14 protein-coding genes are annotated in these 13,581 nt (G+C 29.5%); 6 read left to right on the plus strand and 8 right to left on the minus strand.

Features of this window, described 5'->3' with window-relative positions:
* Positions 1-92: 92 nt before the first annotated feature.
* From PHEL85_RS07305 to murI, 6 genes are all read left to right on the plus strand, one after another.
* On the plus strand, positions 93-770 hold the full coding sequence (locus PHEL85_RS07305; protein WP_200882333.1) for a DUF6089 family protein: 678 nt from the start codon (positions 93-95) through the stop codon (positions 768-770).
* Positions 771-775: 5 nt separating this feature from the next.
* Positions 776-1,519: an isoprenyl transferase gene (locus tag PHEL85_RS07310; protein WP_036823358.1), complete on the plus strand. Its 744-nt coding sequence runs from the start codon at positions 776-778 to the stop codon at positions 1,517-1,519.
* A gap of 7 nt (positions 1,520-1,526) precedes the next feature.
* Positions 1,527-4,082, plus strand: a complete 2,556-nt coding sequence (bamA, locus tag PHEL85_RS07315) for an outer membrane protein assembly factor BamA (RefSeq protein WP_036823360.1) — start codon at positions 1,527-1,529, stop codon at positions 4,080-4,082.
* A 64-nt stretch (positions 4,083-4,146) separates the two neighbouring features.
* Positions 4,147-4,953 (plus strand): OmpH family outer membrane protein, encoded by an 807-nt coding sequence (locus tag PHEL85_RS07320; protein ID WP_036823363.1) that lies wholly within the window; start codon positions 4,147-4,149, stop codon positions 4,951-4,953.
* Positions 4,954-4,965: 12 nt separating this feature from the next.
* Entirely contained in the window at positions 4,966-5,472 is a 507-nt protein-coding gene (locus tag PHEL85_RS07325) for an OmpH family outer membrane protein (RefSeq protein WP_036823365.1), read from the plus strand.
* Between the two features lie 68 nt (positions 5,473-5,540).
* Positions 5,541-6,338, plus strand: a complete 798-nt coding sequence (murI, locus tag PHEL85_RS07330; protein ID WP_036823368.1) for a glutamate racemase — start codon at positions 5,541-5,543, stop codon at positions 6,336-6,338.
* Here the strand turns inward: murI and PHEL85_RS07335 are convergent.
* The 8 genes from PHEL85_RS07335 to ccoS form a co-directional block, all read right to left on the minus strand.
* Positions 6,335-7,315, minus strand: a complete 981-nt coding sequence (locus PHEL85_RS07335) for a type IX secretion system membrane protein PorP/SprF (protein WP_036823371.1) — start codon at positions 7,313-7,315, stop codon at positions 6,335-6,337. The two genes, murI and PHEL85_RS07335, sit on opposite strands and share 4 nt — an antisense overlap.
* A 138-nt stretch (positions 7,316-7,453) precedes the next feature.
* Entirely contained in the window at positions 7,454-8,152 is a 699-nt protein-coding gene (locus tag PHEL85_RS07340; RefSeq protein ID WP_036823373.1) for a sulfite exporter TauE/SafE family protein, read from the minus strand.
* Positions 8,152-8,598 carry a FixH family protein gene (locus PHEL85_RS07345; protein ID WP_036823375.1) on the minus strand — a complete coding sequence of 149 codons (447 nt, stop codon included), beginning with the start codon at positions 8,596-8,598 and terminating at the stop codon, positions 8,152-8,154. The genes PHEL85_RS07340 and PHEL85_RS07345 overlap by 1 nt, the downstream gene beginning before the upstream one ends.
* Before the next feature lie 8 nt (positions 8,599-8,606).
* Complete coding sequence (gene ccoG, locus PHEL85_RS07350; protein WP_036823377.1) at positions 8,607-10,028, minus strand: cytochrome c oxidase accessory protein CcoG; 1,422 nt, start codon at positions 10,026-10,028, stop codon at positions 8,607-8,609.
* A 14-nt stretch (positions 10,029-10,042) separates the two neighbouring features.
* Complete coding sequence (locus PHEL85_RS07355; protein ID WP_036823378.1) at positions 10,043-10,924, minus strand: cbb3-type cytochrome c oxidase N-terminal domain-containing protein; 882 nt, start codon at positions 10,922-10,924, stop codon at positions 10,043-10,045.
* Between the two features lie 12 nt (positions 10,925-10,936).
* Complete coding sequence (locus tag PHEL85_RS07360; protein ID WP_036823380.1) at positions 10,937-11,104, minus strand: cytochrome c oxidase subunit IV; 168 nt, start codon at positions 11,102-11,104, stop codon at positions 10,937-10,939.
* 5 nt (positions 11,105-11,109) lie between these two features.
* Positions 11,110-13,305: a cytochrome-c oxidase, cbb3-type subunit I gene (gene ccoN, locus PHEL85_RS07365; protein WP_036823383.1), complete on the minus strand. Its 2,196-nt coding sequence runs from the start codon at positions 13,303-13,305 to the stop codon at positions 11,110-11,112.
* A 10-nt stretch (positions 13,306-13,315) separates the two neighbouring features.
* On the minus strand, positions 13,316-13,492 hold the full coding sequence (gene ccoS, locus PHEL85_RS17610) for a cbb3-type cytochrome oxidase assembly protein CcoS (RefSeq protein WP_081965093.1): 177 nt from the start codon (positions 13,490-13,492) through the stop codon (positions 13,316-13,318).
* Between the last annotated feature and the right edge of the window lie 89 nt (positions 13,493-13,581).

The following is a 13,581-nucleotide window of genomic DNA, read 5'->3' on the forward strand; positions in this document are numbered from 1 at the left end:
TATTTCTTAAAAAAAGTTGTTATTCAAAAAAGACTGAATATTAACTTTATAAAGCAAATGGAAATTTCTATATTTGCTCGCTATTTTTTAGGATGAAAAAAAAAATATTATTTTTTGTATTTGTAAGTTTTACCTCAATTTTCTTGGGGCAACTGCATGAGATTGGTCTCTCTTTAGGAGGATCTAACTATGTAGGTGATATTGGTAGGACCAATTACATTTATCCAAATAAACTTGCAGGAGCAGCATTTTATAAATACAACTGGAATCCAAGAATTGCATTAAGAGCAACTTTTAGTTATTTACCATTTTCTGGAGATGACTTAGATGCAGACACTGATTTTAGAAAAGATAGAGGATATAGTTTTTCAAATACAATTAATGAATTAGCAGTAGGATTAGAATACAATTTTTACGAATATGATTTATCTTCTGAAGACAAGACTTGGACGCCTTATATTCTATTAGAATTAGTTGGTTTTAATTACAAAAACGTAAAATCACATGATACTCCAAGTCAAATAGTTTACGGAAATAAGACATCTTATGCTATTCCTTTTGGAATTGGATATAAGTCTAAATTATATGGTACTTTAGCATTTTCAATTGAAGCAAAGTTTAGATATACTTTTGAAGATGATTTAGATTTTGTTTCTAACAATACACCAAATGTAATTATAGAAGGTACTGCTAATGACTGGTATATGTTTACAGGCTTTTCTTTAATTTACACTTTTGGTAGACCAGCTTGTTACACAGACGGATTATAAAAACTATGGATAAAAAACTACAAATCGACTTACAAAGAACACCAAAACATGTTGCCATTATTATGGATGGTAATGGGCGTTGGGCTAAAGGTAAAGGGATGAATAGAATTTTTGGCCATAGAAATGCACTTACTGCTGTAAGAGAATCTGTAAAAGCAGCATCACAAGTAAATGTAGAAGCAATTACATTATATGCTTTTTCTACAGAAAACTGGAATCGTCCTAAATTAGAGGTAGATGCTTTGATGAGTTTACTTATTAATTCTTTGAAAAAAGAATTACCAGATTTCATGAAAAACGGTGTAAAAGTTAATTCTATTGGAGCAATAGAATCTTTACCTAAAAAAGCACAAAAGGTTTTAGCTGATGTTATATTTCAAACAAAAGACAATACAGATATTATTTTAACTTTCGCCTTAAGTTATGGCTCAAGAGAAGAAATTGTTAATGCAATTAAAAAGATATCTAAAAAAGTTGTTAATAAAGAGCTTAATATTGAAGAAATTGATGAAAATACTATAAATAACCATTTATATACGTTTAATTTGCCCGACGTTGATTTAATGATAAGAACTAGTGGAGAACAACGCATTAGTAATTTCTTATTATGGCAATTAGCATATGCTGAATTATATTTTACAGATGTACTTTGGCCAGATTTTAGAGAAGAGCATTTTTATGATGCAATCATAGATTATCAGAATAGAGAACGAAGATTTGGAAAGACAAGCGAACAGATTACAGAATAAATTTTTTATGAAATTATTTTCTGCTACAATAATGCTAATAGCATTATTTTTTACTTTTAGTGTTAACTCACAAACAAAGAAAGATAGTTTATCAATTGTAAAAAAAGATACTATCCTTACTAAAAACACTTCCTTTGAAAAAGGTAAAGAATATATTTTAGGCGGTATTAGTGTTACAGGTTTAAAGAAGTTTAGTGAAGAAACAGTTCGTGTTTTTACTGGTTTAAGAAATGGACAGACTATAAAGCTACCTGGAGACAAACTTACAAGTGCAATAAAAAAACTTTACGAAAGTAAACAGTTTAGTAACGTTGATGTTTATCTTGCAAAATTAGATGGTAACACTGTGTACCTGCAATTTGAAGTATTAGAATTACCTCAATTAAATACTGTAAAAATTACGGGGATTAAAAAAGGGAAAGCTAAAGAATTAAAAAAAGATGCTGAACTAAAAGTAGGTGCAATGGTTACAGACAACCTAGTTGTAACTACAAAAAACTATTTCACAAAAAAATATACTGATAAAGGTTTCTTAAAGACTAAAGTTAATTTAGACATTAAAAATGACACTTCAGATGTTAATGTTGTTAATATGGCCATTCATATTGATAAAGGAAGAAAAATAAAAATTAAGGACATCATCTTTACAGGGAACAAAGCTCTTTCTGGTACAAAACTTAGAAAAGCAATGAAAAACACCAAAGAAAAATTGATGGGTCGTTTTTGGAAAGGTTCTAAATATATTGAAGAAGAATATCAAGAAGATTTAGAAAGCATTTTAGACAAATACAGCAGGTTAGGTTATAGAGATGCTCGTATTTTAAGCGATAAAATTACATGGAATAATGATAACACAATCAACATTAACATAGAATTAGAAGAAGGAAGACAATATAGATTTGCAGAAATTTTATTTGTAGGGAACAAAGAATATACGGATGAACAACTTCAAAGATATTTAAAAATTGAAAAAGGAGATGTTTACAATGGTGCTGTTTTAAAAGAGCGTGTTAAAGGAGATGGAAGTCCAACTTCTCAAGATATTTCTACATTATACCAAGACAATGGATTCTTATTTTCATCTGTAGATGCAATAGAGACAAGGGTTCAAAACGATTCAATTACTGTAGAAATTAGAGTAAGAGAAGACGAAAAAGCTCGTATAAAGAAAGTAACAGTTTCTGGAAACGAAAAAACAAATGACCACGTTTTATTTAGAGAATTACGAGTAAAACCAGGAGATTTATTTAGTAGAAGTGCAATTATTAGATCTATTAGAGAAATTGGTCAACTAGGTTTCTTTGACTCTAATGTTACTCCAGATGTAATTCCTGATTATCAAAATAAAACTGCAGATATAGATTTTACTGTTGTGGAAAAAGGTGGAAGTCAAATAGAACTGCAAGGTGGTTATGGTGGTGGTTCTTTTATTGGGACTTTAGGTTTATCTTTTAACAATTTTTCAATAAAAAATATCTTTAATAAAGAAGCATACAAACCTTTACCTATGGGAGATGGTCAAACACTATCTTTAAGGTTACAAACAAGTAGAACATATAGTACATATAGTTTTTCTTTTACTGAACCATGGTTAGGTGGTAAAAAACCAAAATCTTTGTCATTTTCTATATATTCTTCTAATCAATACCAATTAGACTATACAACTTACGATGTAGATAGAAGTAAAAGTTTAGGTATAATAGGAGCCTCAATAGGTTTAGGACAGCGTTTAAAATGGCCTGATGATTATTTCCAATTATCACAAACTATAGCTTACCAAAGTTTTAAATTAAACGATTATGGTTTTAGAGTTGGTGATGCTATTTTAAATAATGGAACACTAAATAATTTATCTTATAATGCAACTCTTTCTAGAAATTCTGCTGGTCCAAGTTTAATTTTTCCAACTTATGGTTCTGAATTTTCATTAGGAATAAAAGCAACTTTCCCTTATTCTTTAGTAAATGGTAAAGATTATTCTGAACCAAGTGGTTTAACTGATACTGAAAAAAATGATTTCTTTGCTGATAAATACAAATGGTTAGAATATTATAAATTTAGTGCTAAAGGTAAATGGTACACTTCTTTTACAGATAAATTAGTATTAATGACCAATGCAGAAATGGGTTATTTAGGTTACTACAATTCTGAAGTAGGCTTATCTCCTTTTGAAAGATATTATGTTGGTGGAGATGGAATTGCTCAATTTCAATTAGATGGAAGAGAAACAGTAGGTTTAAGAGGATATGAAAATAATAGGTTATCTTCATCAGAGGGTGGCTCTATTTATAATAAATTTCAACTAGAAGTTCGTTATTCTATTACCGATGCTCCTTCTGCCTCTATCTATACTTTAGGTTTTTTAGAAGCTGGTAATTCTTATGACAATTTTAACGAATATAACCCGTTTGATTTAAAACGTTCAGCTGGTTTAGGTGTAAGAATATTTATGCCTGCATTTGGTCTATTAGGAATTGACTTTGCACATGGTTTTGATCCTTTACCAGGACAAACTGTAAAATCTGGTTGGCAAACACATTTTATTATTGGAAGACAATTCTAAGAAAACACTAACTTTGTAAGGAAAAAGTTTTTTTGGCACGGTTTTTTCTAAATACATTATACAAATGAAAAAAATATTTTTATTAGTCGTTCTTTTACTTAGTGTTAGTTTTTCTTGGTCTCAAAGAAATCAAATAATTGCCTATATAGATATGGAGTATATTCTAGAAAATGTTCCAGAATATCTTGAAGCACAAAATACTCTTGATGCAAAAATTGCCAAATGGAGAAAAAAATTAGATGAACAAGAGAGACATATCGAAATTTTAAAAACAGATTTAGCCAACGAAAAAGCAATTCTTACTAAAGATCTAATTGAAGAAAAAGAGGAAGAGATTAATTTGAAGCAAATAGAATTAAGAAGACTTGAATCTTTATACTTTGGACCTAAAGGTGATATGTTTTCTGTAAGGAAGCAATTGGTTAAACCTATTCAAGATCAAGTGTACAATGCTATACAAAGTATTTCTAAAAGAAAAAAATATGATTTCGTTTTTGACAAATCAAGTGATTTAGTGATGCTATATTCAAATAAAAAATACGATATTAGCGAACTTGTTTTAGCAACCATTGATAGAACTAGATTAGTAGATAAAAAAAAGCAGAAAAAAGCAGAGAAAAAAGTTGTTCCTAAGCAAGAATTAACAACTAAGCAAAAAGAAGTTTTTGAAAAACAAAAAGAAGCTATTTCTAAAAAAGAAGCTGCAAAAGCAAAGAAAATTGCTGATGCTGAGGCAAAAAAGAAATTAATAGCTGAAAAAAGAAAAGCACTATTAAAAAAACGTGAAGAAAAAAGACAACTTTTACGTGACAAAAAAGAAGCTTTAAGAAAGAAAAAAGAACAAGAAAAAAAAGACAAGAATAATAATTAAATCAAAACAAGAATGAAGAATTTTAAAACGTTACTATTAATTGCTGTATTTACTTTAGGAGTAGCTGGTGTTGCAAATGCACAAAAAGTAGGTCATATAGACTTTGAAAAATTAGTAGCAGAAATGCCACAAACAAAAACATTAAAACTAGAAATGGAAAAACTTGGTAAAACTTACCAAGATGAAATTCTAGGAATGGAAAAGAAGATTGAGGCTACAAGAAAAAAATACGTTGCTGAGTCTAAAACTCAGACAAATGAAACTAACGACACAAGGGCTCAAGAACTTCAACAAGAAGCTGCTAAAATGGAACAAGCAAGAAGATTTGCCTACCAAGATATGCAGAAAAGACAAAATGATGGTTTACAACCAATTATTGAAAAAGCTCAAAAAGCTATTGAAGAAGTAGCTGCTGCTAAAAGTATCTTATATATATTAGATGCTTCTGTTGGAAAAGGCTTATTAGTTAAAAAAGGTGAAGATATTTACAACGCTGTAAAAACAAAATTAGGATTTTAATTAAAACTAATTAATATTACAAACTAAAACCTACTGAAATTCAGTAGGTTTTTTTATTTTTACAATACATGCTAAAACTTAATAAATTTCCTATTGGTATTTTTGATTCTGGAGTTGGAGGAACTTCTATATGGAAAGAAATTAATACACTTCTTCCATTAGAGAATACTATTTACTTATCCGATAGTAAAAATGCTCCTTATGGTGATAAAAATAAACAGGAAATCATAGATTTATCGATTAAAAATGTAGAGTTTTTACTGAAACAGCATTGTAAAATTATTGTTGTTGCATGTAATACAGCTACAACAAATGCTATAAAAATTCTAAGAGAAAAATATGATATCCCCTTTATTGGAATCGAACCTGCCATTAAACCTGCAGCATTGCAAACTAAAACCAATACAATAGGTATTCTAGCTACAAAAGGAACCTTAAACAGTGATTTATTTGAAAAAACATCGAGTGCTATCAATAAAAAAATTGTAAAAAAAGAGATTGTTGGTAAGGGTTTGGTTGATCTTATTGAAAGCGGAAAACTACATTCTAACGAAATGACAGAATTATTATCGTCTTATATTATTCCCTTGATGAATGAAAATGTTGACTGTTTAGTTTTAGGATGTACGCATTACCCATACTTAATACCACAAATAAGAGAAATTGTTGGTGATAAGATTCAAATTATTGACTCTGGTGAAGCAGTGGCTAGACAAACAAAGTCTATTTTAGAAAAACATAGTTTGATCAATACTTCTAGCAAAAATAGTTCGCATAAATTTTACATCAACAAAGACAAAAAAGTATTAGAAATCTTAATTTCTAATGATCGTAAAAATTTAAAAGTGATAGAAGAAGATTTTTAAAAACTTCCGAAAGAACTATTTATATTCGGACAAGCAGCTCCTCTTTGCTCTCTAGTCCATAAATTTATACCTACAGATACTTGATGAAATCCAGAATTGGTTAAAACAATATCATTCATTTGTTTTGAATAAGTATAAGAAAACATCAATTTATTAAAATTTAAACCAATTATTGGTGAAATAAATTGGGAATTTTCAATAGCATTTACATCAAAGCTTTTTCTGTAGGAAAGAGCAGCCCAAATTTGAGTTTTAGAAAAAGTTTTATATGCTTTAATATTAAAATCTGCAATTCTTTGCCCAGTGCTTTCTCTTAATTGAACCATTATAGATGGCTCTATTTGAATATAGTTCTCTTTTCCATAATAATATCCTGCAGAAAAAATATAATTCCTTAAATCTAAAGGTTCTTGAACATTTAAACCATTTTTAGCAGTAAGTAGTAAGTTTTTTATTGTAAAATAAGATGAAAAACCACCTCTATGGTATGCAACACTAAAATCTGCATTATAATAACTAGTACTTTGAATAATTGCTGCAACATCATCATTTCCAAAAGATCTTTGATCTGCTTGATTTTGTACAAAAGTAAATCCTAAACCAAAAGAAAGTTGTTCAAAGAAACGACCATCACTCAAAGGAAGATGATAAGAATATGTACCTTGAATTCCTTTTTGAGAATGATATCCATTTTTATCATTGAATAAAACAAAACCATAACCTGCATTAGAATATTCTCCAAATTTTGTATGAAAACTTAATGTTTGCAAAGAAGGAGCATCTGGAATACCTGCCCATTGTTGTCTTGCAGTCATTCTCAACTTACTTGAATTACCAATACCTGCTGCAGAAGAATGAACTAAAAACACATTGTCAGATAAATAATCTTGATAGATAGGTAAAGTTTCTTGAGAGTAATTTTTAAACGAAAAAAACAAAACACATAAAAGACAGAAACGTACGTAATTTAACTTCATTTAAGTGAGATTCTTTTTAGGTCTTCAAATATATAGTTTTTCTTATAATAAATACTTTTCAAAATAAAGTTTTAACACTGTAATTAAACTTTAATTATACATATTTATTGCACCCAAATATTATTTTTAATATTTAGACTAATGACAAGAGCTATTATTTGAGACAAAATCTACAACAGGAGCTGGAGAAACATAAGGTATACCTAACCCCAAACCTCTTAAAACAAACATAATTCCAATAAGAACAACTACAATAGGTATTACTTTTTGAATTTTTTTTCTTAATGTTCCTTTTGTAAAATTACCAAGATATACAACTGCAGTCATTAAAGGAATTGTACCTAAACCAAATAAAAACATATACAAACTACCTGAAAAGGCATTTGTTGTAGCTAAGGCTCCAAAAACAGCCATATAAACTAATCCACAAGGTAAAAAACCATTCAAAAATCCAATGGTAAAAAAAGTATCATTTCTTTTCTTTTTAAGTTCTTTTCCTAAGGCATTTTTAACTTTAAAAATAAGTTTACTTATACTTTTTGAAAAATTTACATTAGAAAAAAATTTAGGAAAAAGAACTAGCAGAATCATACTTACACCAACTATTATAGATAATTGCTGTTGAAATCCGAAGAAATAAAAACCTTTTCCTAAAAAGCCAAACAATAATCCTATTAAACTATAGGTAAATAATCTTCCTAAATGGTAACTTAAAATTTGAAAAAAGGCTTTTGTAGTATTCTGTCTATCAATAGGCAACATAAATGCAATAGGACCACACATACCAACACAATGGAAGCTTCCTAATAAACCAAATAGTATTGCCGATAAAAACATTAAAGGTTCAATTCTTTTTTAAATAAATATTCTTTACTTTTATAGTTCCAAGAAACAGTAATGTTCCAACGACCACCTAACAAACGTTTCTCAGGCACGAGCAAATATGTATTAGAGATTGAAATTGGTATTTCAAAATCTAATTGTTTATTAGATGGTCTATATAGGAACACTTTTCCTTTAATTTTTTTGGGATCAAAATTTGAGGGAAATTTTAATTGTAATCCTTCTTTTAAATTTTCTATTGATATTTCTTCTTTTAAATCAAATGCATTTTTTGTAGCATTTATTTGATCTTGATAGGCTAATTCTTTTTGATAGTATTTATCTGTTACTAAATCATGACTATAACTATTATCTGTACTCATTGTAATAACGAAATACATAATAAAACTCATAAAACTGACAATAGCAATGACAATTCCTGTTCCCCAATTAAATTTCATAATCTATATTATTTATAACTTCTTGGTCCAAGAAAGTTGGTTATTGCTGTTTCAATTAATTTATCGCCACTAAAAACACCTATCTTTAATTTTTCTTTATCTTTTTTTAAAGCTGCAGCATTTAATTCTATAAATAAAGTACCTTCTGCTAAACCTTGTTTAGGAACTGTAAAATTATGATTAGATACTAATTTGATTGTTCCTTTATGAGATAGAATTTTATAACTAACGTTATTAATATCTTTTGTTGTTTTATTAATTACTTTATAAGTATACACATTACTAATAATGTTATTTTCTTTATGCTCGTATAATTGACCTGGTAACCTTAAAATTGTAGCCTCAACATCGTTTCTTAAAAATAACATTCCTATTAAAATACCCACTAAAATGAATAAAACTGCTGAATAACCTTTCATTCTAGCCGTAAACTTAAATGGATTATTATTAGCTATATTGTCTTCACTGGCATATCTAATTAACCCTTTTGGTAAACCTACACTTTCCATCATGTGGTCACACTCATCTATACAAGCAGTACAATTTACACATTCTAATTGTGTGCCATTTCTTATATCAATATTTGTTGGGCAAACAACTACACATTGTTTACAGTCTATACAATCTCCTTTTCCAACTTCAGACCTAACTTCATTTTTTCTAAATTTAGCTCTTCCTTTCTCTCCTTCACCACGTTTATAATCATATGCAACATTAATGGTTTTATTATCTAACAAAACTCCTTGTAACCTACCATAAGGACAAGCTATAATACATACTTGCTCTCTAAACCAAGCAAAAATAAAATAGAAAACACACGTAAAAATTGTAAGTGAAATAAGCGTACTTACATTATCAAAAGGATCTCCAGTTATATAACTTATTAGTGTATCTCCACCAATTAAATATGCTAGAAAGACATTGGCAATTATAAAAGAAATTACAAAGAAAATAAACCATTTTAAGAGTCTCTTTCTAATCTTTTCAGCATTCCAAGGTTGTTTACTTAGACGGATTTGCTTACCTCTATCTCCATCAATCCAATATTCTATTTTTCTGAAAACCATTTCTAAAAAAATGGTTTGTGGACAAATCCATCCACAGAAAATACGTCCAAAAACTACAGTAAATAGAATAATAAAAACAACACCAATAATCATTGAAACAACCAATAGGTGAAAATCTTGTGGCCAAAAAGGAAACCCAAAAATATTGAATTTACGTTCTAAAACGTTAAACAATAAAAATTGATTTCCATTAATTTTTATAAAAGGTGCAGATAATAAAAAAACTAATAAAAAATAACTTACATAAGTTCTGTACTTATAAAAAACTCCACTTGGTTTTTTAGGAAAAACCCAAGAACGTTTACCAGACTTATCTATTGTACCAATACTGTCTCTAAATTTTTCGTTTTCTGGAGTTTCCATAACTAATACTTAACCTATTCTTCTACTTTAGTTTCTGCAGCTTCAACTTCCCATTTTTCTCCTTGAGGTGCTTTGCCATTTGCTGGTGTAGTTCCTTGCAAAGAGATTACATAACTAGCAACTTTAGCCATATCGGCAGCTTTTAAAGTTTTATTCCAAGCAATCATACCTTTACCATCTCTACCTCCATTAGAAATAGTAGTAAAAACATTTTTGACTCCTCCTCCTAAAATCCAGAATTCATCTGTTAAATTCGGTCCAATAGAACCACCTCCATCAGCTAAATGACAAGATGCACAGTTTAAATTAAAAACAGCTTTACCTCTACCTAAATCTTTAGCATCTGTTAATAAAGTAACATTATCTGCAGTAATTAAATCTGGAGCTGTTGACTTGTATTTTTTTAATGCAACTTTTGCTTCTGCAACAGCTTTGTCATATTCAACTATCTGGCTGTCTCCATCTAAAACTTCAAACCTTACCAAATAAATAACTGCAAAAACGATTGTTGCATAAAACATATATACCCACCAAGGAGGTAAAGTGTTGTCTAATTCTTTAATTCCATCATAATTATGATCTAAAACAATTTCTTCTTCATGATCAATATCTTTTGCTTTTGTCCAAGATTGGATTAATTTTTTAATCCAAGCATTGCTCTCTTCAGGAACAATTCCAAATTTCTCATTCTGAAGTTCTTTAGCTTTATTAATGGCAATTACATTTACCATTTCTTTTAAAACAACTACCAAAACAAAACCAATTAGAGCAATCCAAACTAATGGATTCTCATAAATATTTAATGGGTTTTTGTACACCATAAACGACTTTGCCAGTGCTAAAAACGTAACAATTACAAAGATTACATATATCGTAGATTGAAAGTATTTTTTCATTTTATTTCGTTTTTATTGATCAAACGGTAAATTACTTACCTTGTTTATATATTCTTTTTTTGCTGTTAAAACCCACCAAAATAAGGCCACAAAAAAAGTAAAGAATATGATTAATGATATTAAAGGATATATTTCTATACCTGTAATACTTTCCATATGGTTTTTTACAAATTTTAACATAAGTCTTATTTTTTAGCGGTTTTTTGTTCGTCTTTTACTTTTATATCCGTTCCTAAACGTTGTATGTAAGCAATTAATGCTACAATCTCTCTGTTTTTCATTTCTATAAAAGTTTCTCCGTTTTCTTGAGCATACTTTTTATCTGCTTCATAATTTTTAGCAAAATCAGGATCTGCATATAAGTTTTCCTCAATTTTAGTTCCTTGATCTAACATATGCTGTTGTGCATTTGCTATTTCGTCTTCATTATATGGAACTCCTAAAGCTACCATAACTTCCATTTTAGCTTCTGTATCAGATTTATCAAGTTCATTTCTAATCAACCATTTATATGATGGCATAATAGAACCTGGTGATGTACTTTGTGGATCATACATATGATTTAAATGCCAACTATCATTATACTTCTGACCAATTCTGTGTAAATCGGGCCCAGTTCGTTTAGATCCCCATAAAAATGGATGATCGTACACAAACTCACCTGCTTTAGAGTATTCCCCATAACGTTCTACTTCACTTCTAAATGGTCTAATCATTTGAGAGTGACAACCAACACAACCTTCTCTTATATAAATATCTCTCCCTTCTAATTCTAAAGGAGTATAAGGTTTAACACTACTTATTGTTGGAATATTAGATTTTACTAATACTGTTGGAATAATCTCAATAACCCCTCCTATAAGTATAGCTATCGTTGCATAAATTGTTAATTTGATCGGTTTTCTTTCTAACCAAGTATGGTATCCTTCACCTTTTGTTCTATAAGTAGGTACTTTTGTTAATGCTGCTGCTTCAGCTAATTCATCTGTAACATCTGTTCCTGATCTAACGGTTCTAACTATGTTATATAGCATAACAAAGGCTCCAACGATAAATAAACTTCCTCCAATAGCACGCATCCAATACATTGGTATAATTTCGTTTACAGTTTCTAAGAAGTTACCATAAGTTAAAGACCCATCAGGATTAAATTGTTTCCACATTGAAGCTTGTACAAAACCTGCTACATACATTGGCAATGTGTACATTATAATACCCAAAGTACCAATCCAGAAGTGGAAGTTTGCTAACGCTATAGAATGTAATTTTGTTTTAAACATTCTTGGAATTAACCAATACAACATACCAAACGTTAAGAAACCATTCCAAGCTAATGCACCAACGTGAACGTGAGCAATAATCCAGTCACTAAAATGCGCAATTGCATTTACATTTTTTAAAGATAACATTGGCCCTTCAAAAGTTGCCATACCATAACCTGTAATTGCAACTACCATAAACTTTAAAACAGGGTCTGTTCTAACTTTATCCCAAGCTCCACGTAAAGTTAACAAACCGTTAATCATACCACCCCAAGATGGTGCAATTAACATCACTGAAAATGCAACTCCTAAATTTTGAGCCCATTCTGGTAAAGCTGTGTATAATAAATGGTGAGGTCCTGCCCAGATATAAATAAATATTAAAGACCAAAAATGTACTATTGATAATCTATAAGAATAAACTGGTCTATTTGCTGCTTTAGGAACAAAATAATACATCAGACCTAAAAATGGCGTTGTTAAGAAAAATGCCACAGCATTATGTCCATACCACCATTGCACCAGAGCATCTTGAACACCTGCATATACAGAATAAGATTTTAAGAAACCAACTGGCAATGCTAAACTATTAAAAATATGAAGAACGGCAACTGTAACGAAAGTTCCTAAATAAAACCAAATAGCTACATATAAATGACGTTGTCTTCTTTGTAAGATTGTCCAAATCATATTTACACCAAAAGCAACCCAAACTAGTGCAATTGCAATATCTATTGGCCATTCTAATTCGGCATATTCTTTAGATGAAGTATATCCTAAAGGTAAAGTAATAGCTGCTGCAACAATAATTAATTGCCAACCCCAAAAATTGAAATTACTTAAGAAGTTACTTGCCATTCTTGCTTTTAACAATCTCTGAAGCGAATAATAAACCCCTGCATAAATTGCGTTTCCTACAAAGGCAAAAATTACAGCATTAGTATGTAAAGGCCTTAAACGGCCAAAACTTAACCAAGAAATTCCATCTGTAAGATTTGGGAATAAAAACATAAACGCTAGTAATAACCCTACTGAGAACCCTACAATTCCCCAAAGTAGCGTTGCGTAGATGAATTTTTTTACGATTTTATTATCGTAATAAAATTGTTGCATTTCCATAATATAAAATTTAGTCTTTAGTTGATTTTTCTTTTGTCTCTTTTACTAATTCATCATCAAATAGCATGCGAACTGATGGCGTATATGAATCATCAAATTGCCCAGTTTTTACTGAATAAATAAATGCGATAAAAAATAAGATTGCTACTATTATACTAATAGTTAGTAGTAGGTATATTACGCTCATATCTTGCCTGATAATTGATTTTCAAAAATAATATTGGTCGCTTTTCTAAAACATGATAAATGTCATGTTTCTGTAATCTAGAATGTTTC

Origin of the sequence: Polaribacter sp. Hel1_85 (assembly GCF_000766795.1) — a bacterium.
In the GTDB taxonomy this organism is placed as follows: Bacteria; Bacteroidota; Bacteroidia; order Flavobacteriales; family Flavobacteriaceae; genus Polaribacter.

Bases quoted from the DNA above. Each gene is read 5' to 3' on its own strand.
- PHEL85_RS07305 (WP_200882333.1), top strand. From the start codon at position 93: ATGAAAAAAAAAATATTATTTTTTGTATTTGTAAGTTTTACCTCAATT.
- PHEL85_RS07310 (WP_036823358.1), top strand. From the start codon at position 776: ATGGATAAAAAACTACAAATCGACTTACAAAGAACACCAAAACATGTT.
- bamA (WP_036823360.1), top strand. From the start codon at position 1,527: ATGAAATTATTTTCTGCTACAATAATGCTAATAGCATTATTTTTTACT.
- PHEL85_RS07320 (WP_036823363.1), top strand. From the start codon at position 4,147: ATGAAAAAAATATTTTTATTAGTCGTTCTTTTACTTAGTGTTAGTTTT.
- PHEL85_RS07325 (WP_036823365.1), top strand. From the start codon at position 4,966: ATGAAGAATTTTAAAACGTTACTATTAATTGCTGTATTTACTTTAGGA.
- murI (WP_036823368.1), top strand. From the start codon at position 5,541: ATGCTAAAACTTAATAAATTTCCTATTGGTATTTTTGATTCTGGAGTT.
- PHEL85_RS07335 (WP_036823371.1), bottom strand. From the start codon at position 7,315: ATGAAGTTAAATTACGTACGTTTCTGTCTTTTATGTGTTTTGTTTTTT.
- PHEL85_RS07340 (WP_036823373.1), bottom strand. From the start codon at position 8,152: ATGTTTTTATCGGCAATACTATTTGGTTTATTAGGAAGCTTCCATTGT.
- PHEL85_RS07345 (WP_036823375.1), bottom strand. From the start codon at position 8,598: ATGAAATTTAATTGGGGAACAGGAATTGTCATTGCTATTGTCAGTTTT.
- ccoG (WP_036823377.1), bottom strand. From the start codon at position 10,028: ATGGAAACTCCAGAAAACGAAAAATTTAGAGACAGTATTGGTACAATA.
- PHEL85_RS07355 (WP_036823378.1), bottom strand. From the start codon at position 10,924: ATGAAAAAATACTTTCAATCTACGATATATGTAATCTTTGTAATTGTT.
- PHEL85_RS07360 (WP_036823380.1), bottom strand. From the start codon at position 11,104: ATGTTAAAATTTGTAAAAAACCATATGGAAAGTATTACAGGTATAGAA.
- ccoN (WP_036823383.1), bottom strand. From the start codon at position 13,305: ATGGAAATGCAACAATTTTATTACGATAATAAAATCGTAAAAAAATTC.
- ccoS (WP_081965093.1), bottom strand. From the start codon at position 13,492: ATGAGCGTAATATACCTACTACTAACTATTAGTATAATAGTAGCAATC.